At 45.1% G+C, this 24,622-nt stretch carries 22 protein-coding genes; 6 read left to right on the forward strand and 16 right to left on the reverse strand.

Annotated features, from left to right (window positions below; genetic code table 11):
- On the reverse strand, window positions 1-1,096 hold a 1,096-nt coding region (locus D8S93_RS14110; protein ID WP_227483988.1), incomplete at its 3' end, for a VCBS domain-containing protein.
- 368 nt (window positions 1,097-1,464) lie between these two features.
- On the opposite strand from D8S93_RS14110, the gene D8S93_RS14115 reads away from it, so the two are divergent.
- The 3 genes from D8S93_RS14115 to D8S93_RS14130 all read left to right on the forward strand — a co-directional run bounded on the left by D8S93_RS14115 (window position 1,465) and on the right by D8S93_RS14130 (window position 5,386).
- Complete coding sequence (locus tag D8S93_RS14115; protein WP_048625183.1) at window positions 1,465-2,778, forward strand: TolC family outer membrane protein; 1,314 nt, start codon at window positions 1,465-1,467, stop codon at window positions 2,776-2,778.
- A gap of 5 nt (window positions 2,779-2,783) precedes the next feature.
- Window positions 2,784-3,401 (forward strand): OmpA family protein, encoded by a 618-nt coding sequence (locus D8S93_RS14120; RefSeq protein WP_152813838.1) that lies wholly within the window; start codon window positions 2,784-2,786, stop codon window positions 3,399-3,401.
- Window positions 3,402-3,730: 329 nt separating this feature from the next.
- Complete coding sequence (locus D8S93_RS14130) at window positions 3,731-5,386, forward strand: ABC transporter substrate-binding protein (RefSeq protein ID WP_152813841.1); 1,656 nt, start codon at window positions 3,731-3,733, stop codon at window positions 5,384-5,386.
- Between the two features lie 74 nt (window positions 5,387-5,460).
- On the opposite strand, the gene D8S93_RS14135 is transcribed toward D8S93_RS14130, so the two are convergent.
- From D8S93_RS14135 to artP, 5 genes are all read right to left on the reverse strand, one after another.
- Window positions 5,461-6,033: a protocatechuate 3,4-dioxygenase gene (locus D8S93_RS14135; protein ID WP_152813843.1), complete on the reverse strand. Its 573-nt coding sequence runs from the start codon at window positions 6,031-6,033 to the stop codon at window positions 5,461-5,463.
- Between the two features lie 138 nt (window positions 6,034-6,171).
- The gene (gene artM, locus D8S93_RS14140) at window positions 6,172-6,840 is read right to left on the reverse strand and encodes an arginine ABC transporter permease ArtM (RefSeq protein WP_152813845.1); all 669 of its coding nucleotides are present in this window, start codon (window positions 6,838-6,840) and stop codon (window positions 6,172-6,174) included.
- Entirely contained in the window at window positions 6,837-7,526 is a 690-nt protein-coding gene (gene artQ / locus D8S93_RS14145; RefSeq protein ID WP_005388570.1) for an arginine ABC transporter permease ArtQ, read from the reverse strand. The genes artM and artQ overlap by 4 nt, the downstream gene beginning before the upstream one ends.
- A 1-nt stretch (window position 7,527) precedes the next feature.
- A complete protein-coding gene (locus tag D8S93_RS14150; RefSeq protein WP_152813847.1) occupies window positions 7,528-8,271 on the reverse strand; it encodes an arginine ABC transporter substrate-binding protein in 744 nt (247 codons plus the stop codon).
- A gap of 88 nt (window positions 8,272-8,359) precedes the next feature.
- Window positions 8,360-9,088, reverse strand: a complete 729-nt coding sequence (gene artP, locus D8S93_RS14155) for an arginine ABC transporter ATP-binding protein ArtP (RefSeq protein WP_152813849.1) — start codon at window positions 9,086-9,088, stop codon at window positions 8,360-8,362.
- Window positions 9,089-9,515: 427 nt separating this feature from the next.
- Here artP and D8S93_RS14160 point away from each other — a divergent pair, with 427 nt between their 5' ends.
- Window positions 9,516-11,750, forward strand: coding sequence for a hypothetical protein (locus tag D8S93_RS14160; RefSeq protein WP_152813851.1), 2,235 nt, complete (start codon window positions 9,516-9,518; stop codon window positions 11,748-11,750).
- A 141-nt stretch (window positions 11,751-11,891) separates the two neighbouring features.
- Window positions 11,892-12,887 (forward strand): ABC transporter substrate-binding protein, encoded by a 996-nt coding sequence (locus D8S93_RS14165; protein WP_152813853.1) that lies wholly within the window; start codon window positions 11,892-11,894, stop codon window positions 12,885-12,887.
- Window positions 12,888-12,969: 82 nt separating this feature from the next.
- On the opposite strand, the gene D8S93_RS14170 is transcribed toward D8S93_RS14165, so the two are convergent.
- The 7 genes from D8S93_RS14170 to D8S93_RS14200 all read right to left on the reverse strand — a co-directional run bounded on the left by D8S93_RS14170 (window position 12,970) and on the right by D8S93_RS14200 (window position 20,759).
- On the reverse strand, window positions 12,970-13,347 hold the full coding sequence (locus D8S93_RS14170) for a nuclear transport factor 2 family protein (RefSeq protein WP_031777276.1): 378 nt from the start codon (window positions 13,345-13,347) through the stop codon (window positions 12,970-12,972).
- A 144-nt stretch (window positions 13,348-13,491) separates the two neighbouring features.
- Window positions 13,492-14,223: a DUF3726 domain-containing protein gene (locus tag D8S93_RS14175; protein ID WP_152813855.1), complete on the reverse strand. Its 732-nt coding sequence runs from the start codon at window positions 14,221-14,223 to the stop codon at window positions 13,492-13,494.
- Window positions 14,220-15,956, reverse strand: coding sequence for a hypothetical protein (locus D8S93_RS14180; protein WP_152813857.1), 1,737 nt, complete (start codon window positions 15,954-15,956; stop codon window positions 14,220-14,222). The genes D8S93_RS14175 and D8S93_RS14180 overlap by 4 nt, the downstream gene beginning before the upstream one ends.
- 101 nt (window positions 15,957-16,057) lie before the next feature.
- On the reverse strand, window positions 16,058-17,659 hold the full coding sequence (locus D8S93_RS14185; RefSeq protein ID WP_046873635.1) for a BCCT family transporter: 1,602 nt from the start codon (window positions 17,657-17,659) through the stop codon (window positions 16,058-16,060).
- A 109-nt stretch (window positions 17,660-17,768) separates the two neighbouring features.
- Entirely contained in the window at window positions 17,769-18,758 is a 990-nt protein-coding gene (locus D8S93_RS14190) for a membrane dipeptidase (protein WP_152813859.1), read from the reverse strand.
- Between the two features lie 69 nt (window positions 18,759-18,827).
- Entirely contained in the window at window positions 18,828-20,288 is a 1,461-nt protein-coding gene (locus D8S93_RS14195; RefSeq protein WP_053349978.1) for an aldehyde dehydrogenase family protein, read from the reverse strand.
- Window positions 20,289-20,360: 72 nt separating this feature from the next.
- A complete protein-coding gene (locus D8S93_RS14200) occupies window positions 20,361-20,759 on the reverse strand; it encodes a RidA family protein (RefSeq protein WP_012842492.1) in 399 nt (132 codons plus the stop codon).
- Between the two features lie 155 nt (window positions 20,760-20,914).
- On the opposite strand from D8S93_RS14200, the gene D8S93_RS14205 reads away from it, so the two are divergent.
- Window positions 20,915-21,805 (forward strand): LysR family transcriptional regulator, encoded by an 891-nt coding sequence (locus tag D8S93_RS14205; protein ID WP_152813862.1) that lies wholly within the window; start codon window positions 20,915-20,917, stop codon window positions 21,803-21,805.
- A gap of 80 nt (window positions 21,806-21,885) precedes the next feature.
- Here D8S93_RS14205 and D8S93_RS14210 read toward each other — a convergent pair whose 3' ends face one another.
- From D8S93_RS14210 to cyoE, 3 genes are all read right to left on the reverse strand, one after another.
- Window positions 21,886-22,992, reverse strand: a complete 1,107-nt coding sequence (locus D8S93_RS14210; protein WP_152813864.1) for an NADH:flavin oxidoreductase — start codon at window positions 22,990-22,992, stop codon at window positions 21,886-21,888.
- A gap of 217 nt (window positions 22,993-23,209) precedes the next feature.
- A complete protein-coding gene (locus D8S93_RS14215; protein WP_227483989.1) occupies window positions 23,210-23,623 on the reverse strand; it encodes a hypothetical protein in 414 nt (137 codons plus the stop codon).
- Window positions 23,624-23,746: 123 nt separating this feature from the next.
- Window positions 23,747-24,619: a heme o synthase gene (gene cyoE, locus D8S93_RS14220; RefSeq protein WP_101911873.1), complete on the reverse strand. Its 873-nt coding sequence runs from the start codon at window positions 24,617-24,619 to the stop codon at window positions 23,747-23,749.
- Between the last annotated feature and the right edge of the window lie 3 nt (window positions 24,620-24,622).

The raw sequence follows: 24,622 nt of genomic DNA on the forward strand, positions 1-24,622 counted from the left end.
TGCCTTCGATCACCTTGCCGGTGAACGTACCCGTCACGACTGGCTTGTCTTCGGTGCCCGTAATATCAATCACGATGTTTTGTTGGGTGCCATCGGTTGCCGTCAGGGTGATGGTGTCTTGCACCTGGTCGCCCTCGTCCAGCTGTTGAACCTGGCTTTGGTTCAACGTATACGTCCACTTTCCATCCAACAATACCAGTTCACCGTAAGTGCCCGTCGCTGTAGTGTTGCTGAACACTGGCTCATCGCCATTATCAACATCAGTAATAGCAATGGTGCCGGTTGCGGTCACAACATCACCGAGATTGCCTTCAGTCACCTTACCGGTAAACGTACCTGTCACGACTGGCGTGTCTTCGGTGCCCGTAATAGAGATCACAACTTCATGCTCAGTGCCATCTACAGATAAAACGGTAATACTTCTGATGACTGGATCACTGTCATGATCCAAAGCCTGCACTTCTTCGTGCTCATTATTCAGCTGATAATTCCAGTTACCGAAAGCATCAATTGAGAAGACGCCCCAATAACTATCTTGAACCTCACTCTGTGATTGGAATAACGCTTCACCTGTATTTGGATCAGTAACACTGAGGTTGCCAGAAGTTCCAAGCGTCACGTCTTCTTGAACGGCACCTCTATCTTCACCATCAATCAACGCTTCAGTTTCACCAAGCTCTGAGGTTGTGAATCGAGAAATATTAAATAGCGTTGTACTTTGCTCTGTCGTCACGCCGGCGGTTTCAAAAAAAGTACTGGCTAGTACTTCTGCCCCCGTTCGTTCAACAGTACCAGAGGCCGTCAAACTTGAACCCGTAACTTCACCAGCTTCAGTAGCATATTCATCACCTAGTTCACTCGGGTCTTGTCCTTTTTCGATGGCCTCTAATATTTTCGCAAGCTTGTCGGTAGAATCAGTTTGAGCTTCACCTTCTGTGTCAGCAATATATACATGCTGAGGTTGGATCTTCCCCTCTACTAATTCAACGACCACTTCTCCCGGTAACAAGTTTTCTTTAGACGCAAAAGCTTTAATTTGACCATCTAGGCCGATTACAACATAGGTTTGTGCGGTTAATTTTGATGGTCCAACCAAGAGCTTATACCTCATTTAGTAAATACAAAAATCTCAAAGTCCATAAAACTAAGAAAGTAATAAGACTTATTTTCAAGAAGCGATATACACAATTGGGCGTAAGCTAGCATCAATTAACCCACCTAAAACACGCAATTATCCTATCAATAATTTTCATGTTTTAAATTTGTTTTATTTTGCACCGTAAAAACATATGTTATGCGACCTATTTTTAATATTCTTTAAACTTGTCATTAAATTTTCATTGAAATAGCAGCTTACATTCCAAAAAAGCAAGCAAAGGGAAACGTTTGCCTTGGGTAACATTAGTAATCTTTAATATTTATTTTTGAAAAATAACTGGCGTTAAATTATTTGGGGAGATTTTAGTGAAGCTAAGTAATATTAGTATCGCGTGTTTTGGTTTGCTAATACCACTGGTTTCTAGCGCACAAACTTTAGAACAAGCAATAGCGACAACATTTGCAACGAACCCTGATATCAAAAGTGCGTTTAACGAGTATATGAGTAGTCGTTATATTATCGATAAATCACGTGGAGCATATAAACCTAGTCTCGATATTGACGCGGGTATCGGTTACGAGAGCATTCACCCTTCCGACTCTACTGGTAAGAGTGATACCGAGATGACCCGCAAAGATATGGCAATTACTCTTACCCAGTTGATCTGGGATGGTTCAAAAACCCTATATGACATTGATCGTACCTCTGCAGATGCAGAGTCTGTGCGTTATCAGTTACTTGCAGATGCCCAAAATGTTGCGTTAGAAGTCATCAAAGCTTATTTGGATGTAGTAAAAACACAAAAGCTGACTGCGCTTTCCACTAGCAACCTAAACACACATAAGCGAATTTATACTGATATTAAAAAGCGTACAGAGTCAGGAATTGGCTCAGTTGCCGACCTTAACCAGGTTAAAGCTCGTTTAGCAAAAGCTCAAAGTAATGTTTTAGCTGCACAAAATAACCATAAAGACGCTCAAACAGCATTCTTTCGCTTAGTTGGTGAAGCACCAACTAACCTTATTTTTCCGCACGCAGACCAAAACTTTATCCCCAATTCTCTAGACGAGGCCCAATCGCAGGCTTTTGACAATCATCCTGTCATAAAAATAGCACTCGCAGATGTCGATTCTGCCAGGTTCCAATATAAACAAGCAGATGCAAACTATTTCCCAGTCATCTCATTTGAAGCGAAACAAAGCTGGAACGATGATGTAGGAGGAGTAAATGGTCTCAACTCTGAAACACAAGCAATGCTCCGTGTCCGATACAACCTTTACAACGGTGGCCGAGACTCTGCAAACAGTGACAGTATGGCCTACCAACTCAATAAAGCGAAAGACCTCAGAGAGCGAGCATACCGAAGTGTGGAGCAAGAGCTCCGCCTTTCTTGGAGCGCTCTTGAGCTGACTAAACAACAAAAGTCTTTTTTAATACAACACGTTGATTCCATGTCAAACACCGTTATTGCATACCAAAAACAATATCGTATTGGAAAGCGCACCCTACTTGATCTGCTGAACACTGAAAACGAGTTGTTTGAATCACGCAAAAACTACTTAGAAACACAATTTGCGCAGCAATACGCACAATATCGAACCCTGACTTCAACCGGGCAGCTTTTAGACGCATTGCGCGTCGACATACCGGAAGAGTGGACTCAATCGGTGGAGTACTAAATACAATGAAAAAGAATCTTCTAATCACTCTGGCTTTAGTCATAATGAGTCATCATAGTGCATACGCAAAAGATGAGCTGGCGTACATTCCTATACCAAAGGCGAATCAGATTGCTGACCTAAACGACTTGGACCAAGATGGTGTGATAAACGCTCGTGATCTTTGCGCAGGTACTCCAATAGGGGCAGAAGTGGACAATGATGGTTGTGAAACCTATTTGCATAAAGAAGAGCAATACCAACTTAAGATTTTGTTTGATAATGACTCTGCTCTTATTAACCAATTTTTTAAAAACAAGATAGATGAGTTGGCTGCATTTCTTAAAAAGAATCCAACCACTTCTATAGAGATACAAGGATACGCAAGTAAGGTAGGACGCGCAGAATACAATTTAAACCTATCTCGCCATCGTGCAGAGAATGTACGCGATCTATTGATAGAAAAAGGAATCCCGGGTGACCGCCTCGCAATTATTGCTTTTGGCGACACACAGCTAGCAGAGCCGGGTATGGATCGTGTCAGCCACGCATTAAACCGCCGCGTTACTGCCACTGTTGTCGGCCAGCAAGGGATGGTTAAAGATAAGTGGACGATATTCACTACCTTCCCAGAAGTAAAATAAACTTATACCCCTGCTTATTTGCATAGATGAGTGGGGGTATTTTCATGTCATTACGCCTAACTAATTAGACACAACTAATAAAACAAACACTAACATTAATCATAACTCACTAATATTATGGCAAAAATTAAAAAGTGAGCCTTTACTCTATATTAGTAGTAATATATTAGAGTCAAAATGAAAACCACCAATACTTTTAAATGGGAAGAAGATAAGCCAATCAATAACACTGAGGGGTTTAAGCAATCACCTTTCTTCACCACAATATGAAATCAATTTATTATATAGCTTTAATAAATCAATCATCTATTGAGGAAACATAATAAAACATGACAGAAACATGTCTTCGTAGATTGAGCCAGTTATTAAAACATTACAAACACTCTCAAACGTATCAGGTAAACCTCGACGATTTAGAACTGGTTTTTTCAACTTCTAGACGCAATATATCTAATATACTGAGAATACTTGACAGCTACAATTGGATCCACTGGGAGCCAGGTCGTGGCCGTGGGAAAGCCAGCACACTAAAAGTGACGGTAACAATACACCAAGCCCTCTACTTTACGATTCGTAATGAAATCAACAATGGTAGTTTTGACGTCATCTCGAGGTTACTTGAGCATTACCGTAGCACCGCTGTAAGCGCACTTAGCCAAGCACTCGCAGAAGTTTCAGAAGAAAACAAAGATTCAAATACACTCATCGTCAGCCAGTATCCTTGGGTAGATGAGCTAACCCCTTCACTGACTTATCGTTTTTCAGAACTGCAGGTAATACGCAGCTTGTATGACACCCTATTTACCGTTGATCACTACGGTCAATTAAAAAATCACCTCGCTTGTGAGTACAAAAATGAAGGCAGTTGTATATATATTTGGCTCCGCCCTGATATCTACTGTCACGATGGGCTAACATTACAAGCAGAAGATGTCGTACACTCTTTAAATAAGCTCATTACAACAGATGGTCCCGTCCAAAAATTACTTCAGCAAGTCACTCGTATCAGCTTCGATAATGCCAAACAAGCTATACGTATTGACTTAAAGCAGCCTAATAACTTATTCATTTACTGCTTAGCAACCGCAAATGCGTCTATCACTACTCGACGTCAGAAGAGCTTTAAAGGTCGCAGTATCACAATAGGTACTGGCCCGTTTGTACTTAGGCATTGGGATACCGACAAAATAGTACTGAAGAAACATCATAACTATTTCGCAAAAAAGGCATTATTGGAGCAAATCACGCTCTCTCATCAGGGGACTGAGCTGGATCAATACATCAGTTATAATCAGGAAACTGACGATACCGAATGTTATATGATTCAGGCATTTTCTTTTCTAGCACGTAACCGTCGCGCCGAGTGCTCACTAAGCGAGCAAACTTGGCAGCGCCTATTTTCTTTTATCGAGAGTCGTAGATTTGAATTTGCCAAAGCGAATGGCTTGGAAACGATGCACATTCTCGATGATAGCTCTCACAACGAGAATGTTCCTCAGCTTGAGGGAACGTTGGTCATAACCCATCCAAAGTGGACGATTGATTATTTAAGTAAAGCGAACCAATGGATCGTAGATTTAATCCGTCAAACTGGGTTGCATGTAGAATTTGTGGAGCTAACTGACGCTAGTAATCCTCAACTTGTAAAAGAACAAGCCGACTTGCTCTTTGTCGAAGATGTCGTTGAGCCACCTTTAACCTATGGAATTTATGAGTGGCTATTAACAGGTACAGGTATTCGATTTGCTCTTCACTCTGATGAATTTGAACAGCATGTTAATCACGTACACGATGCAGTCTCAGATCCCACGCCTGAAAAACGTTTGGAGGGAATACTCTCAGAGCTCAGAGATGATACAACAATCTTACCATTGTTCTGGGGGCAAGAAAAAATCACCAGAGCGAAAGGTGTAAGCGGTGTTCAACTCCGTAAATCTGGGTACAGTGATTTCTACAAACTAAGAGTCAGGGCCGGACAAGACTAATCTATTAGAAGCTTCTGTTTACTAATTACTTTTGTAATCTACGATGTGAGTTTTCAAAATAATGCTTAATCACACTAAGCGAGCACAAAATTGAACTCACCGACGACTCGACCATCAATGTTGACAGGCTCAAACTGCAAATAATCACGGGCTTTTCCGCCCCACCACTCGTTACCAGTTCGCCCTTTCAAATAAAGCTGAGTCGTTAACAGCTCTTTCTCTCCACGCCACAATTTTACGTGGATGTGGGGAGGTCGAGAGCTATATGGAACCGGAAATAACGTTTGAAAAAGGTAATTCCCATCTTCGCCAGTTAAAACTGCACCAAAGCCTGCAAAGTGAGGATCAAACTTATTATTGTTAGGTTGATTCGGGTGATCATAGATGCCTTGTCCATCACATTGCCATATTTCTATTTTCATTCCAGACAATGGATTCCCTGCTGTATCCATTACCTTACCCTGAAGAAAAATGGGCTCACCAATAAGACCTTTCGACTGCAAAATCAAATTTTGACGAAATGGCACTGGAACCACGGGATAGAATGGTCCTTCCGTTTGAGGCGGTGTCGGCTTCATTGGGCTAGCGGATTTTAGCGAAGGCGCAAATATTAGCGACCATAAAGCTAAGAAGTGTCGACGTTCCATATCATCACCAGTGATTGTTTGCCTTACTTAAGTTTGGTGATTCTTGATGATTTTTCCAGCGTAGCAGTACACTAAAACAAACATGCCTCTGTTCAGGGCAACGCTGAACAGAGGCATTTACAAATTAGCTACTAATAATTAAACGGCTTCAAAGGCTAGTGCTTTCTTCTCTACCTGACGGAAGATAAGAGTGAGCACACCATTTACGGTTAAATAAAACGCGCCTGCAATACCAAATACCGTCAACGTATCGTAAGTTTGTGCGTTAATGCGCTGCGCGTAACCCATCAGATCCATGATCGTGATCGTGCTTGCTAGTGAAGTACCTTTGAAGACCAAAATCACTTCGTTCGAATAAGCCGGAACGGCACGACGAATAGCGTATGGCAGCAGCACTTTTAGCGTTGCGGTTTTGTTCATCCCTAGAGCACGACACGCTTGCCATTGACCAGAAGGGATCGCGTTAAACGCGCCTTTAAACAGCTGAGTGCTGTATGCAGCGGTATTCAGTGCTAGCGCTAACATCGCACAAAACCAAGGTTGGCTTAACCATGTCCAGAATACGCTTTCTCTTATGACATCAAACTGACCTGGTCCGTAGTAAACCAAGAAGATCTGTACCAACAAAGGTGTACCAGTAAACAAGGTGATGATGCCACGACTTAACCAATGCAAACCCGGAGTACGCAGGATCAGAGTCAGCGTCATCATCAGAGCTAAGAGACAGCCCACAACCAAGGAAGCGGCGGTCAATTGGAGGCTAGTGCCTAAGCCATCCAGCATTTGCCAAACGTGTTGTTCGTTCATGCGGTCGCCTCCTGTCCCATGCTCATACCTTGAATTGAGAATTTCTTATCAATCAGTTTTACGGCACGTTGCGTAATCAAAGTAATGCCTAAGTAAATCGCCGCAGCGGTTGCGTACCATGTAAACGCTTCATGCGTCGCTGCAGATGTTAGCTGCGCTTGTTTCAACAAATCCGTTACGCCAATCAGTGATACAAGCGCGGTGTCTTTCAGCAGAACCAACCATTGGTTAGTTAAACCTGGTAGTGCGTGTCTTACTGCTTGTGGTAAAACAATGCGAACGAAAGCGTGTGCCTGACTGATGCCAAGTGCACTTGCTGCTTCTCTCTGCCCTCTTCCAACGGCTTTTAATGCGCCACGTAGAGTTTGAGAAGCGTAGGAAGCGAAGATCAATGACAACGCCACCACGCCAGACAAGAACGGGCTAACTTCAATAAAGTCGCCGGTGATTAAAAACAGAACCTGCGTCGAACCAAAATAGATGAACAACACGACAAGGATTTCTGGCAAGCCACGTACAATCGTCACAAACGCCGTCATTGGCCATTTAACGAAAACGCGGCGAGACATTTCACCACTGGCGAATACCACTGCCAGAATCAAACCGACTAAGAGGCTTGTGAAGGCTAGCTGGACAGTCATCCAACTAGCTTGAACAAGCGATAAAGAGTAACCCGTTAGTGCCATATTACTTACCGAAGTACTTGTTGTAGATTACGTCGTATTCGCCGTTCGCTTTCACTGTTTTCAGTGCCGTGTTCAGCTTGTTCACTAGCTCGTCGTTACCTTTGTTTACTGCGATACCGAAACCGTTACCGAAATATTTAGGGTTGGTTACGTGCTCGCCCACGTATGCTAGATTGTCTTCTTTCTTGAACCATTCAGCTACGACTGCTGTATCACCAAATACAGAATCAATACGACCGTTCTTCATATCGATGAATGCGTCTTGGTAGCTAGAGTAAGGAACCGCGGTTACGCCCGGCATTTGCTCAATCAGGTAACTTTGGTGTGTTGAACCGTTTTGAACACCAACGCGCTTACCTTCTAGTGCTTTTTGATCAGCCACTTTTTCTTTGATAGAAACAAACGCTGCTGAGTTGTCATAGTATGCATTCGTGAAATTCACTTGCTCCAAACGCGCCTCAGTAATGTCCATTGCAGAGATTGCCGCATCGTAGCGCTTGAATTTTAATGCTGGGATCAGGCTGTCAAAAGATTGGTTGTGGAAGGTGCATTTTGCTTCGATTTCTTTACATAGTGCGTTCGCCAGATCCACATCAAAACCTTGGATTTGGTTGTTTTCATCCATGTATTCGAACGGTGCGTACGTCGCTTCCATCGCGAATTTGATCTCTTCTTGTGCTACTGCGTTTGCTGCCATAGTTGCAGAAGAAAGGCCGATTAGTGAAGCCAGTAGAATCTTTTTCATTGCAATACTCCGTGTGTACTTAGTGGGCTGACACTCGCAATGACAGCCGAGCTTATCTGTTAAATAGACTGAACTTTAAAAACGTAATTTAGTGATTTAGGTAGTCAGCAAACTGGGCGGTTTGCGGGTTAGAAAACGAATCATTTGTGCCGTGCTCGACGATGTATCCTTTTTCTAGATACAGTACGTGGCTAGCGATTTTCTTAGCAAAATCGACCTCATGCGTTACTACGACTTGGGTGATGCCAGTTTCGCTTAAATCTTTAATAATCTTAACGACTTGGTTAGTAATTTCCGGATCAAGCGCTGCGGTCGGTTCATCAAAAAGCAAGACTTCCGGTTTCATCATCAGTGCACGAGCAATCGCCACACGTTGTTGCTGACCACCAGAAAGCTGCATCGGCCATGCGTCCGCTTTATCTGCCAAATGCAGCGTTGCGAGAATTTGCATTGCTTGGTTCTTCGCTTCTTCTTTATCCATGCCAGATACTTTTACCGGAGCCTCCATCAGGTTCTCCATCACTGTCATGTGCGGCCATAAGTTGTACTGTTGGAACACCATGCCTACTTTACGACGAAGTGCTAAACCTTGTTTCTCTTTGATTTCAGTAGAGAAATCAAAAACATCATTTGCGATGTTTAGCTTGCCGTTATCCGCACCTTCAAGAAGGTTAAGAACTCGTAGTAGAGAGCTCTTCCCTGCGCCACTTGGACCGAGTAAAACCAGTGTTTCCCCGCTTTCACACTTAAAGCTGACATCGTGAAGCACTTGTGTCTCACCGTAGGATTTATTGATTCCGCTTACCTGAATAGTCATGCTGACATACCGCATTAATTGTCACTTGGTATTTATATTACTCAATTGGACTTTTTATGCAATAAAAATGTATAAAAATTTAATTTGTTAATTTTTTGTATGATCAGAAACCACCAAGACAGAGTATCTGACTGGTTTGAAGAGTTAGTTTTAACTGAATTTGTTGAAGAAAAATCCAACAACATGGTGACGACCGAAACAAGGTTAAAATGGTGGTTACTTTTGTGCTGACGTGTAGAGGAAGCTTTGAGTCTATGAGGATGATCTATTCCAAGTACACCCGCTCATTTTTGCACAGCATCCCCTGTTGATTTTCCTGTAAAGTCCTCTATGGCAGGGTCCTGATTACGACTTCGCGAATGGACTATAATTTCTCTTTGTATCTGACTCTTAATTTGAGTCATCTAAGTATTAATGGGATAACTCCATGTTGAAGTCGCATTGTTTTTCTCTCGTTACACTCGCTTCTCTGAGCTTGCTTTCTGTACCCAACGTTTGGAGTAGAACAGCAATCGTGTTACCTGGGTTGCATGAACAGGGTATTGATCTTCAAGATAAGCCTATCTCTGCTGCCGCTGCACTTGAATGGGAGTTGGATAATGCCGATATCGTGTTTGGAGCTTACGAAAATAAGAGTGATAACGAGCGTGTAAAAGCGCTTGGTTACATGTACAACCAAAAGCTGGAACTTAACTCAGGTTGGCTGGAAAACGATATACGTAACCAAGCAGAAATAAATAACATCGATTATGAGGACTTTTTTCTTCATTTTTCGGAAGACACTATCCTAGCTGAAGTCGACTCAAGCCATGGCGAGAATACTCTGCTCAATCGAAAACCGATGATTGTTGGTTATACGGCTAGTGCTGACCACGCCGGTTTTTGGCTATATCAACCACCGCCATGGGATGCTGATGTATTCGGTCAGGCGAATAATGGTGGTGCCCTCTATGTTTATCACTCAGAGAAGTTCGACCGCTTAACCCTTACGTTTTCCCAGTTTGCTCAAGGTGGCAACTTCATAATTGAATACCCTTCTGCCATCGATTCATTCGGTCTGGTAACAGAATGGAAAAACTTCGCAATTAAAAAAGACAAGACTGAGAACATGACTAAAAACCAAACGGTAAACTGGTCTGTTCCTTCGGATTGGGTTCGCGCTACGACACACGATGGTAGCGGACAAACCTATGGTGGCGGTCAGTATTTTGGGTCCACTTTTTTACGCGACGGCGGCCGCCTTTACGTTGCGAAAATTACTTGGCATGACGACAACATAGAAAACCGCCCACGCCTCGAAAACATTCAACTCAAAGATAGCTTCCCTGTCGTCAATGTCTTAGGAGCACCAACGGAGACACCTGAAGGTCAAACCATTCAGCGCTGGCGACAAATTCGAGGTTTTGACGAATCAGCTGATCGAAACCAAGATAATTATCTTTCTTGGCAAGAGTTCAAGAACCGCTCAAATAAGAATGCAACAGCACGATTTCGTTGGGAGTCACGCGTTATTCCATTTGGTCGCATGTGGAATCAAACCTCTTCTTGGGCATTGACTAATCTCGGCAATCCCGATTTTGCCAATACAATGCGCCACTATTATCAAGCTGAATGGGCGAAACAAGGTTTAAACGGTGCGTACAACGACGATACGAATAAGTTACTCGGAGAAAATCAGTTCTACGTTTATTCCGGTGGTGGGGTGGATGAGCTTGGTTTGTTGGCGGGAAGCCAAGCCGCTGATGATGCATACAAAGCGCAATTCTCGGCGTTCTTAAACAAATTGGCGACGCTGGATGCGGATGCGTTAATTGGCCTCAACATAGGCACGGCCAACTTATTCGGTCGTAACGGCCAAAACCACTTGGTTGGTGCTGGCTCCTTGTACTTGCGCGAGCACTACCTTTTCCCTTCCACTGGCTTTAGTGGCTATGCTGGCTTGGCTAAGTTTTGGGATAACTCTGCACTCGCCAAAGCTGGCCAGAAAGTGATTTATCAAGCGACAACGCGTTATGGTCGCGTTCAATACTTTGGTAACACAGAAGACAATTGGAAACAGGAACAATACTCTGCACTAGCGGTGTTCTACTTAAACTATCACCCTGAGCGCAGTTACTTTAATCAGTGGAACAATGGCTACTTATATGGAAGTAATAACACAACAGGTGACAACTTCTGGAAGGCAGGCGTACCAAAGAATATTGCTTATCAACCTAGCACCTTGCTTGCCGTTGATTTAGGTACACCAGCCAATCAAATCCCAGATGGGTATCAGGCGACTCCGCTAATGATGTCCACCAGCACGCCCTATTCCGCCGATTACACGGTGATTGGAGATGCTTCTATGAGCAAAGTGGCTCATCCTGACTTGCCTAATGGCGCTATCGATTTGTTACCAACCCATACGTACTTTGCGTATCGCTCAGAAGATACGGTAGTGATGCATGGCCCTACGGAGATGGTGTTAGCCCGCGAATTCACCAAAGGCCGAGTGCTGTATCGGACTGATTTCTTTGGCAAGAATATCGATTATTTCTCCTCACCGAAGATAACTATCGCACTTCCAGAACCTATGCGACCTGTAGATCAAGACGGTAACATCGGCGATTATGTTTCTCACATTGAGATCGGCGGCTACGAAGGGGTGTTCTTGCTGTATTAACTCCCTTTCAACCACTCTCACTAAACGCTTCATAAATAGCCGTTTTTATGCTTAACGTCACTGAAAAAACCTTGTTCACTGAATCTTTATAAACCGATGTATATACTGAAGTAAATGACAACGACAAGGAAATTCAGTCACATGAAGACCACACCTTCAATGCTCTCTGTTCTGCTGCTATCAGCATTATCAACTCATGCAAATGCGGATGAATGTGGAAAAATAACCATCGCGGATATGAATTGGAATTCGGCCAGCTTAATGGCGCACATCGACCAATTTGTCTTAAATGAAGGCTACCAGTGCGATGCGGAATTGCTCCCTGGTGATAGCGTTCCTACGGGCACCTCTATGATTGAAAAGGGACAACCTGACGTTGCGCCAGAGTTATGGACAAACGGCATTAAAGAAGCGCTTGATAAAGGCATTGCTGATAAACGCTTGCGCATCGCTGGTGAGTCGCTTGTCAATGGCGGTGAAGAAGGGTTTTGGGTTCCCGCCTATCTGGTAAAACAGTATCCAGAGCTCGCGACGATAGAAGGCGTCATTAAACACGCCAAGCTGTTTGAACACCCTGAGGATGATGACAAGTTCGCCTTTTATAGCTGCCCTGCTGGTTGGACATGCCAAATCACCTCCGGTCACTTGTTTAATGCATTAGGGTTAAGTGAGCACGGCTTTGAGATGGTTGACCCAGGCTCTGGCGCAGCATTAGCTGGCACCATCGCCAAAGCCTATGATCGCAAAATGCCTTGGTTTGGTTACTACTGGTCACCAACACCCGTATTGGGCAAGTATGATATGGTCAAAGTGGATTTTGGTAGCGGAACGGATCTGGAAGAGTATCGCAACTGTACCACCCAGCCTGATTGTACTTCTCCCAAAGTAACAATGTACCCACCTTCTCCAGTTCGCACAGTAACAACTGAGGCGTTTGCGAGCAAAGAACCCCAAGCATTTGCGTACTTGCAGAAACGCGGATTTACCAACGAGCAAATGAGTGAAATGCTGGCCTGGATGGAAGATAACTACGCGGATGGTGAAGAAGCGATGTTTTACTTCTTTAATACCTACCCTGACTTATGGAAAGGTTGGGTATCTGAAGACGTAGCGGTGAGAATCGAAAAAGCGCTTTGATGATTAATACTTAAAGTGCCACAAATCATTTAACCTCCCATACCGTTTGAATAAACGACATGGGAGACTAATCAACGATTCGTTAATACATGGTGTGACCATTCAATGTTTCTTTAGGAATCTCTTGCAGAGCGTCCCAATGTTCGACGATTTTCCCATTATGATCAAAACGAAAGAAATCCATCGTCACGTATTCAATATCATTAGGCCATGTTTGGTGAGTGTGTAGTGCCACCAGATTCCCTTCAGCAATAGCTCGCACAAACGTAATGTCTTTATCGGGATACTCATTTTGCATCCGCTCAAAATACTCGATAAAAGCCTCGGGGCCGTTTCCAACTAATGGATTGTGCTGGATGTACTCATCGCCAACGTAGTCTTCAACCGCCTTTCTTGGATTACCTCGATAGGCGGTTTCGTAAAACGCAATGGCATTTCTTTTGTTCTCTTGCAGGTCCATTTTTCTTCCCTATGTCGCTCTACTTGGTATTTAACGATAATCATAGTCTTAGAACCTAAGAAGTGACCGAACATCGCGCACAAAAAAGGCCGCTAAACCGCAGCCTTCATAACTTGAAACTTGGAATCACCGTCCCTTCAGAGCTTAAACCACACCACCAGCGCCCTGCTTGGAACGCTCACTGTTCTCCACTAGCAATGCAGTTGCGGTTTGTTTCAGTGTTTCCCACTCTTGGTCTTCGACAAAAATACCATTTTGCCAAGAGGCTTGTTGTGTGTTGCTTAACTCATCGCCTTCAATGTGAATGGTGTACCCTTGTGCGCTTTTCTCGATATCGAAATCGTTCACAGAGAGTTCGATAACCATACTATGCAAATCCGTATCATGCCCATCAAACTGATCCGAGAAAAAGACTTCTGGCGCGATTCGTCCACGGTTTAACACATAAAGCGTTCGCTTGGGACTAGAGCCATTGACCCATTGTGCACGGCACGCAATGCCTTTTGCAGAGAGCTTCAACAACTCACTAAAACCTAGCCAACGGTTATGGCACTGCTTCAACGTGATAGTAATCGACTTACTGTTAATCATTTTCTCAAGTGCGAAATCCAACACGGCGGGTAAGTGGCACGCCACACTGCCATTGTGTAAATCCATCTCGATACTCGATGGCGTGCTGTTGGTCACCGATACGGCGCAGTCCGAATCTAACCCAAGAAACAGGCTGGCGTTATTAAAATGGCGAACTCCATGCAAACCAACCATTTGCAAATCCGCCACCATGCTCGCAATGACATCCGCCTCACCACAGTGACGGCGCATGCCAAGAAATGCCTTATTAACCGCGGCCACCAATTCGTTGTGAGAGACGATCATAATGCAAATCCTCCGTTGATTTTTTGATTGTCACTTTGCGCAATTTCTTCTCGTTCCGGCATGCTTGGGAAAATCCATGTGTCCGCCAGTTTAGGATCGTGAATTTCATCTAACAGCGGCGCACCTTGGAAGAAAGTTACTCGAACCCAACGATCCGAGCGCGGATCAAACTTAGTCGCACCAAAGATCGCCAACTTACAGCGCAATAAGTGCATTGGTAACGCATCTTTACGCAGCACGTTCATTTGAATATCACCCATTGCTCGGTTGCCTAACGTCCATACGCGACGTGTGATCGAACGGTAAGTCGGATTTTGCAACAGAAACTCTGCTACGGACATTTCTTCATCACAACCAAGCAAGGCGTGGTACAAGCGATTCACTTGTCTGCCGATATCAAGCGGCAGCTCTTTTTCTTCTCCTGCTTCCTCGCCACGAACACCAAGCCTTGGCTCTTCTTTGTCTTGTGAGCGATACCAGAACCAGTAGTTGTTCTCGGCTAGTGAGTAATCCGCATCAATCGCCCAGCGGTATTTGCTTTGCAACACTTCCAGTAAATCTTGGATCTTTTTCCCGCCCGGAATCGATAGCGTTTCATCCGTATTCATTTGGCTGGCAAATTCGTCCACCAAAGATGGGTAGAGTTCAATCAAGCAAGAGGTGAGGATTTCTTGGGCTTCTACACTCATTGTTTTCATTTGCTCGACCAAACTCGCCCAGTTCGGATGCGATGCCATTAACGTTGTTAGCTCCGATAGCAGTTGTTTGATGTCTGCTGTCGCTTGATGATTGAGCCTGTCTTGATGTTCATTGATGGTGATGACTTGCTCTAAATGACGCTGCGCTTTTTGTAGTAATCCTTGCAAAGGAGCATGGAATGAAGCTTCACATGGCATCGCAAAGACTCGCGCTACCGCACGCTCGCGAGAGGTCATCCATTGGTCAACGATGCACGGGTGATTAATCAAGTATGGAGCCATGCCTAAGCCAGTCGCATTGCCGACACCAAGGTAGCGCTGCAAGCCACGATGCAAAGCTACCGCGTTGTCGCGACCTTGCTGAAGTGCTAGGTAGTGCACCCAATCCAAGCTGAATTCACGCAACATATATACTGCACACATTTGCGCACTAAAAGACTGGCTGAAATCTGGGTTATTCTCTAACAGTTTGAAATCGGCGATACCAAACTTTCCGTTACCATAAACAGCTGTGGTACGCAGGATATAACCCACTTCCGCCAGCTCTTTTGGCTCGGGCTGCTTGCCTTGAGAAAGAGCGCTAACAATGTGTTCAAACACGCGCACGCTTTTGTTTGCGCGAGCCAGAACAAGTACGTTGTTTGGATTACGTCCCGCTTCTTGCAGCGGTACATTTGCTCGCAATCTTTCCAACAAAGTAACATCAACATCGCCTTGAACCAGTGCGAATGTGACGTCCCACTTTTCAGCAATGACGCGGTCATTACGCTCGTCATCAGCAATTTCATCACAGAACACCACCAAATGATAAACGTGCTCTGGCGTGGTCAACTTGTAAATAACGTGACCATAACCACGCGGACAAAGTTGCCACTCATGCTTGGTTACTTGCCAGTTTTGGCTTGCCATATTACGAATCAGACTACGAACAAAGCTGATTCGGTTTTGGTGCATTGCGCCAAGCCTTTCGGCTGCCATGACAATCGCTGCGTCGCGCATAGTTGCTTCCGTATAAGTAGAACGATGTGCATCCATTTTGCTCACCACCTATTTGTTATTGTAAGAATACTAGGGTTTGTGCGGATGTAGGAGGAAAACACCCGCACAAGCTCCACGTTGTTTGAATTAGATAATTGTTATAGCCCTTGCTCTTTCGCCATTTTGATTGCGATTTGCGGTGCATTCCAAAGTGACGGCAACAGAATCAGCGAAACCGGAACCGCGGTAATCACAATGAAAGATTGCAGTGCAGAGATGCCGCCAGAGCCAAGCGAAATCAGGATCAGTGCTGTCACACCCATCATTACGCCCCAGAAGGTACGGATGATCGCATTCGGCTCCGTTTCACCACTGATCACGACACTGATTGTGTAGGTCATTGAGTCGCCCGTCGTGACGATGAAGATCGTGGTTAAAACCAGAAATAGAATTGAAGTCAGCATTGGCATTGGTAGTTGCTGAGTCACCGCAAGCAAAGCACCTGGCAAGTTAAAGCCTTCAAACGCCGCACTCACACTACCCGGCTCAGCAATTTCAAACGCAAGGCCAGAGCCGCCTACAATCGTGAACCAAAAACAGGTGGTGAGCGGAGCCACAATACTGATGGTTGAAATAACTTGGCGAATAGTGCGACCACGAGAAATACGCGCAATAAAGATTGCCATCATCGGACCATAACCGAGGAACCAGCCCCAGAAAAATACTGTCCACCAACTTAGCCAACCTTCGTCACCGCGATAGGTCGCCATTGGGATAAAGTTATCCAACATGCTTCCGACCCCTTGAATGTATCCGTTAAAGATAAAATTCGTAGGACCAAAAAACAGGATGTAAACCATCAATGCCATTGCCAGAATCACGTTGTAACGACTAAGCAGTTGCATGCCTCGGCTTAATCCACTGAGTGCTGACAAGGTGTAAAGCGCAATCGCAAACAAGATGATGATAAGCTGAGTCGTAAAGCCATCAGGAATATCAAACAATGCATTTAACGCGTAGCTAACCTGCAAACCCAGAAACCCAATTGGACCAATGGTGCCCGCGGCTACCGCGATAATGCAGCATGCGTCAATCAATGCACCGAGCTGGCCTTTAAGCGCTCGTTCGCCCAAGACTGGATAAAGCAAAATACGGGGTTTTAGCGGTAAGCCTTTGTCGTAATGCAGGTGCATCACCACTATGGAAGTTAAGCTACCTACAATCGCCCAAGCCAGAAAGCCCCAGTGCATAAAGGATTGCGACAACGCATTCACCGCGCCTTGCTGCGGGTTATCTTGCGCGCCGTACAAAGGTGGTGGGCTAACATAGTGTGCGATAGGCTCAGCCGCGGCCCAAAAAACGCCACCACCAGCCAATAAGGTACAGAAAATAATCGCCATCCAGCGGAAAGAATCCATTTCTGGTTTCGCAATCCCACCCAACATCACCTTGCCTGTTCGCCCTGCAGCCAAGCCAAGACCAATAAGAAAAGTGAGAAGCAGCAGTAACTGCCAGTAAGGACCAAACACCTGAACTGCCCAGCCAAAGCCGGCGTTAACGATCGTAGATAATAGCTCGCCGTCATAAAGTGCAATGGCAACGAACAACGCGATAAAACCACCGCTATACCAAAAGGCCGGGTTATTCAGTCCTAATTTGTCCGTCGTGTTTTCTGTTGTTGATGTGTTGTGTGTTGCTTTTGACTTGCCCGATGACACGCTCATCGTGGAAGCTTTCATGCTATTGGTTAAATCAGACATACTCTGGCTCCAGAGGTTCTTTGCAGCTGCCAAAGACTGGCTACAAATGTGAGTTTTACGCCTGCCGTATTGTTGTTATGTAGGCAGGCGGTTCCTAATTTTGGGAGTACTATGAAATAGGCTCTAATCCTTCTTTGAGGAAGTTGAACCAGTTTTCACCCAATATTTTTCCTGCCTCAGATTCACTAAATCCGTAACGCATTAATCCGTTGTAGATGTTCTCCATCCCTGCACTGCCGCAGAACCATGGCAGCGCATCTGGCCATCCCGAGTTACTTGCAGAACCTTCGCCGTAATCCATCGCTTTTGACCAACGACCGTTGCGCATCCACTCCAACACTTGTTGCGGCTGATTTAGGCACAAATCGCTACCGATACCTAAATGGTCAACGCCAAACATGTCTGCGGTTTTCGCAACCATCTGGCAGAAATCATCCAGCGTGCACTGGCTGCCATTTGGCAAATGGAATGGATATAAACTGAATCCAATCAAACCACCGCGCTCCGTCAGTGCTTTGATCACGGTGTTGGACTTGTTGCGCAGTGCGTCATGCGCAAATGTCGGGTTAGCATGGCTGATACAAATTGGACGCGAAGAGAGCTCGATAGCTTCCAACGTTGAACGCTCCGCGCTGTGGGACATATCAATGATCATCCCGACTCGGTTCATCTCTTCAATCGCTTGCTTACCAAAACGAGTTACGCCGGAATCGTTTTGTTCGTAACAACCTGTCGCCAGTAAGCTTTGGTTGTTGTAGGTCAGTTGCATGATCAGCAGACCTTGGCGGCGCATCACTTCAATCAGGCCAATTTCATCATCAATTGGTGAGCAATTTTGCGCGCCGAAGAAGATGCCGACTTTGCCTTCTGCTTTGGCTTTTTCTACATCTGCCATTGAATAAATAGGCATGATGAGGTCCGCATTTTGCTCGAAGCGCAAGTTCCACTCAGCAAAACGCGTTAAGGTTTCGCGCGCAGTTTCGTGGTAGACGATGGTGGCATGAACGGCGGTAATGCCACTCGCCTTAAGCGTTTGGAAATACTCTCGATCCCAATTGCAGTACTGCAATCCGTCAATCACAATCCGTTGTTGGTACATAACCACTCCTTAAACAATTTCTTAGCCTTTCAGTGCGGGTAACTGACACCATCAGCTACCCTGCTGTTCTTAGTAAGGGCGCTGATAAGCGGTTTTCACCACGGTGTAGAACTCTTTGGCATACTGACCTTGCTCACGAGGACCAAAGCTAGATTCTTTACGGCCACCAAATGGGACGTGATAATCTGTACCCGCAGTTGGCAAGTTAACCATGACGCAGCCCGTTTGGACTTGCTGTTTGAAGATCGCGCTATTGCGCAGGCTTTGCGTGATAATGCCGCCTGTCAGGCCAAAGCGCGTATCGTTCGCGACCGCAATTGCCTCATCCAGATCAGAAACGCGAATCACGCTTGCCATTGGTGCAAAGACTTCTTCTTGGTTCACTTCCCAGCTGTTTTGTGTGTTCAAGAACAGGGTTGGTGACATGTAGTACCCGTCATGCTCTAGGCTCAGACGCTCGCCACCAAAAGCCAGCTCTGCGCCCGCTTGGCGAGCGTTTTCGATCCACTCAAAGTTCGCATTCAGCTGGTTACCATCAACAACAGGACCCATGAATACGCCCTCTTCCAGTGCGTGACCCACTTTAAGTTCGCTCATGCGTTTGATTAGCGCTTCAACATACGCGTCGTGAATTCCGTCCATAACCACAAGACGAGAAGACGCGGTGCACTTTTGACCCGCACCCGAGAATGAGCCTGCGATTGTGGCTTCAACGGCAATTTGAATATCTGCATCATCTGCCACTACGAGCGCGTTTTTGCTGCCCATTTCTAGCTGACAACGCACAAAGTTTGGTGCCGTTGCCGCCGCTACTTTACGGCCTGTGTCCACAGAGCCAGTGAAGCTCACGCCGTTCACATCTTTCGAATTGATAAGGGTATTACCAACTTGCGAACCGCTACCCAAAACGAGGTTAAACGTGCCAGCAGGTAAACCTTGGCGATGGATAATCTCAGTCAGTGCAACGGCACTTGCTGGAGTTAGGTTGGCAGGCTTCCAGACGACACTGTTGCCAAACGCAAGTGCTGGCGCGATTTTCCAAGCCGCTGTTGCTGTTGGGAAGTTCCAAGGAGAGATAATGGCGATAACGCCGACGGCTTCGCGAGTAACTTCAACGGAGACACCTGGACGGACGGAAGCAGCGTTATCGCCAATTTGACGCAGTACCTCAGCAGCAAAGTATTGGAAGAATTGGCCGGCACGGTAAATCTCACCTCGACCTTCAGCAAATGGCTTACCTTCTTCACGCGACAGCAAAGTGCCCAATTCGTCACATCGTGCAATGAGCTCATCACCAATCGCTTGCAGCACTGCTTGTTTGCGCTCGATTGGTGTTTTTTCCCACTCTGGCTGCGCTGATTTAGCCGCTTGAATCGCTTGCTCTACTTGAGACACACTCGCTTGTGCGAAATCGCCAATGTTTTCGCTGATATCAGAAGGGTTAATATTGGCGATGGTGTCCATGCCCGATTGCCATTCACCTGCTATATAGAGGGATTTTTCTGCTTGAACATTGTTAATAAAAGTCATGGTTCTTTCCTTGTTCTTCCGATTTGTGATGGCAAGCCACCCACTCACTGATCTCAATTATTCTTGTTGGATTTATTCTGGTTGGCTTGCCGACGCGTAGACGACAAACTCCACCAACATTTCTTCTCGTGCTAACCCTGCAACCACCATGGCGGCGCGATTTGGGTACGGCGCTTCAAAATATTCCGCGTACACTTGGTTAACGGTTTTTAAGTATTCTCTGTCGGTCACGTAAATCAGGACCTGCAATACAGAGTCCAAAGACTCCCCTGCACACTCCAGGGTGTGAATGAGATTGTTAAAGGTTTGACGTGTTTGTGCTTCGATGCCACCTTCAACAACCGCGCCTGTATCATCAATAGGAATTTGTGCTGTATACAGAGTTCCATTGTTAACAATCGCCCATTCAAGCGGCGCTTTAGAAGCAAATAGACTGGTTTTTACTGGATGTTTTTTAGTAGAAGTATTCACGTGCCTTTCAACCTTTGTAACAACTTTGTTTCAATACAGTTAAATGATGCACATTGACAGGCGATAAATCTAACGGTAAATTTTTTACATTTGATAAATAAAACTTATCACCTCATTGAGAATAACGTAAATAAAGGGATTAAGAGGCATTAGGGATGAGTATTAAGCTTCAACAATTAATGCATTTTGTGATGGTAGTCGAGGAAGGGGGCTTTCGAGCCGCTTCACATCGTGCAAATCGATCTCAGGCTGCGCTCTCCACGTCGATAAAAGAGCTAGAGAAAATGCTAGGACAAACGCTGTTTGAGCCCGGCCACAAAACCAAATTAACGCCTTTTGGTGAGATTTGTTTGCCCAAGGTGGTTCAGTTTCTCAATATCTACAGTGCGCTGGACAACGATCTCAAAGCTGCCGCGGCCGGACAGCAAGGGAGAGTGCGAATTGCGAGCGTTCCTTCTGTTGCAGCGAAACTCATCCCGAGCGTGTTGGGTGCCTTTTGCGAGCAGTATCCAAATGTAGAAGTAAGCTTGATCGATGATAACGCGGCGGGCGTCGAGGCTCGCCTACTCTCCGGTGAGGTTGACTTAGCGCTCGGTAACCCCTCTCACCTCGATGAGGGCGGCATTGACTTTACGCCGCTGTTGTCCGACCCCATTGGCGTGGTGTGTTTAAAAGATAACCCTATTGCCAATCAAACAGAGGGAATCGAGTGGCAAACTTTGCTCGAACAACCTTTTATTCGTAACGGCACCTGTACGCTTCTCGATCCAACCCCAGCCAGAGCACTGAGTGAGCAAGCGCTCTATTCGGTCGAGAATATCACTTCGCTGTTTTCTGTCTTAGAACTTGGGATTGGTGTCACGACCCTACCGAAGCTTGCTTTCCCAACCAATGAAACACGCTTGGTTTGGATCCCGCTTATCGATCCACCGCTTGAAAGGAAAATTGGTATATTTACGTTAACCGATCGCACGATCTCGCCTCAAGCTAAAGCATTTCACGATCTTTGTGTGCACTATTTAAACTACCAAAAAGAAGATAAATAATGGTTCGATTAACATGCAGATAATTGAAAGCCTCCATATTCAGAGTGGAGGCTAATTTGTATTTGTGTATTCGCTTCGTTCTATTTTTTGCGACGATTTCGGTTCTTATACACCACGCAAAAGTTACCACGCTTGGTACGACACTTTGAGCAACGTTCGCAATCTACTGGTGCGCGATTGCCTTCTTTCCAACGTCTGATCAACTGTGGTTCAGCCAATAAAGGGCGTGACACAGCAAAAAATTGGATATCTGTGTTTTCTGCAATTTTCTCAATCGCATCAATGTCACTCAATCCGCCGACAGTAATCACCGGTATGTTAACGTCCTGACTGATCACGTGCCCATATTCGTGAAAGTAACCTTCTTCTTGTAGTGTATAACCATCGAACGTTTCACCAACAAGTTCGTTTGCTCTGCCGTGAATATTGCCAGACACGATGATCGCATCAACACCTACTTCTTCAAGTTTCTTACAGACGACGCGAGTTTCATCGAACGTTAAACCGCCGTCAAAGAATTCTGTCGCGGTAAGCTTCACAAGGATTGGGAAAGTATTCCCAACCAGCTTTCTGGTTTCAGAAAAAATTTCTAAAAGGAAACGCATGCGATTTTCTAAGCTACCACCGTATTCGTCTTCGCGACGATTATAGTACGGGCTTAAAAACTGGTTAATTAAGTAAGTGTGCGCCGCATGAATCTCTACGCCGTCAAAACCAGCGTCTTGAGCACGTTTACTCGCCAATGCGAATGCCTTTACGATGTAATCGATCTCGTCCTTAGTCATCGCTTTGCCTTGCGTATTCGTGCCACGCTCAGGCACGTCACTCGGAGCGAAGATGACACGCTCACCGACGTTGTATGTGGTTTTGGTTCCACCGTAAGCAATTTGCATTACGATTTTAGAATCGTGTTGATGTACTAGCTCTGTTAGCTTTTTGTATTCTTCAATAAAAGAGTCGTTGTAGATCCCCATCATCCCAGCGTTGGGTTTCTCTTCTTCCACGATATTGGCATAACCGGTCACAATTAGACCCACTTCACCTTTCGCCAACTCTTCGTAAATATCGTAAAGCTTATCCGTCATGTGGCCATTTTCGGTCGCCATGTTCTCCCACGTTGCGCTGCGCACAAAACGGTTCTTTAGGGTCATGCTGCCAATGCGGGCTTTGGAAAACAAAATGCTCAAAACCAGTCCTCTTAATGTTGTCTTTATGGTTCTATCTTTTCCCAAGTAACCAAGAACAAAAAAGGAACAGCGATACACAACGTATGGCTGTTCCTTCTCTGAATCCGTGAGACCTGCAAACTACAGGCGCACCTTAATGCCTCGTGGGTGGCAAAACTTTAATCTGGATTAAGGTTTAGTGAGATAAGCTTGTAAGCAAAGCAACTCGGCCGATTTCTCAGTTTACCTTCACTCTACATTCTGGGGGTAAGATCTTCTCTTTTTCGAATGAGACTTCACAATCCACAAGAACGCTTCCTCCCCCATGTAGGTAAAAGTAATCAAGCACGAAAAATACTTTATTATCACGCTCTCCATACTCTTCTACAAACACGCCAGCACTCTGGTTGAAATCCAGTTTTTCATTATCTAGAGAAATGGAGGAAAGTCGAAATACATCATTTATTTCATAATCTGAACGATTAATTGTATCGACTTCAATCACTGGATTAATCTCCATGTTGTGGATAATAAGCCTGACAAGAATATCTTCAATGCGATAAGTTTCCACGGAGCTAACCGAGGACGGAACTTGGGCTAATACGCATGAAGAAATTGCAACAATTGAAAAAAGAGTAAAACGACGAAACATGAACCAAGACCATAGTAAAAAGGGATAATCATATTATCTCTTTTAGGCATGAATTCGAGTCTAGCAAAGCATGTAGCTCTCAGAATGGGAGCTACATGGAAGTGATATTAAAAAACTTCAAACTCAATAAATAAACGGCAACGGAATAAGCTCTAATCCTAGTACACCACTAATCCCCATCACCACTAGCAGTGAGACTTTAAACACCGACTTTGACCAAGCGATGTAGTTGCTGTCGTCAATACTGCGAAAGGTCACTTTCGTCCACATAAAGCAAACAACCGCTGCAACCGCTAAGTATTCATACCCGGCTTCACCAAGTAAAAATAACCCCAACGATACGGCCCCAAACGCCACGACATACGCTTTCATGTGTCGATGCGCTTTATGAATGCCCTCTTTAACTGGTAATACGGGAATCCCGGCTTCTCGGTAGTCTTGCATCCGGAACATGGCAATCGCGTACGAGTGCGGCATTTGCCAGAGACAGAACATGGTAAAGAGTAAAATCGCTTCCAAGCTAATAAAGTTTGTTACCGCCAAGTAACCCACCAATGGCGGAACTGCGCCTGAAATACTTCCCACTAAAGTTCCATACACCGAGTTACGTTTGTACCACATCGTGTAAAAGAACACGTAATACACGTAGCCAAGCAAAACGACGACAGCGGATAGTGGGTTCACTCGGATAAATAACAGTGCGGTTCCTACCAGCAATAAAGCAAGTGCATAAACAAACGCAATATCGATATTGATGTTGCCTTTCACTGTTTCACGATTTTGTGTACGTGCCATCTTTTGGTCGATATCACGATCAAAAATATTATTCACCACACAACCTGAAGCGATGACTAACCCCACACCAACTAACGTTGTAACGAACAACATTAGACTGGCTGGTTCTGTTTTTGCGGCGAGGAAGAACCCCGCCGCAACAGAAATCAGGTTGCCGAAAATAATGCCCGGTTTGGTGATAGACAAATAACTTTTCAGCATACC

It is taken from the genome of Vibrio sp. VGrn 2, from assembly GCF_009361695.1.
Classification (GTDB): domain Bacteria; phylum Pseudomonadota; class Gammaproteobacteria; order Enterobacterales; family Vibrionaceae; genus Vibrio; species Vibrio diabolicus.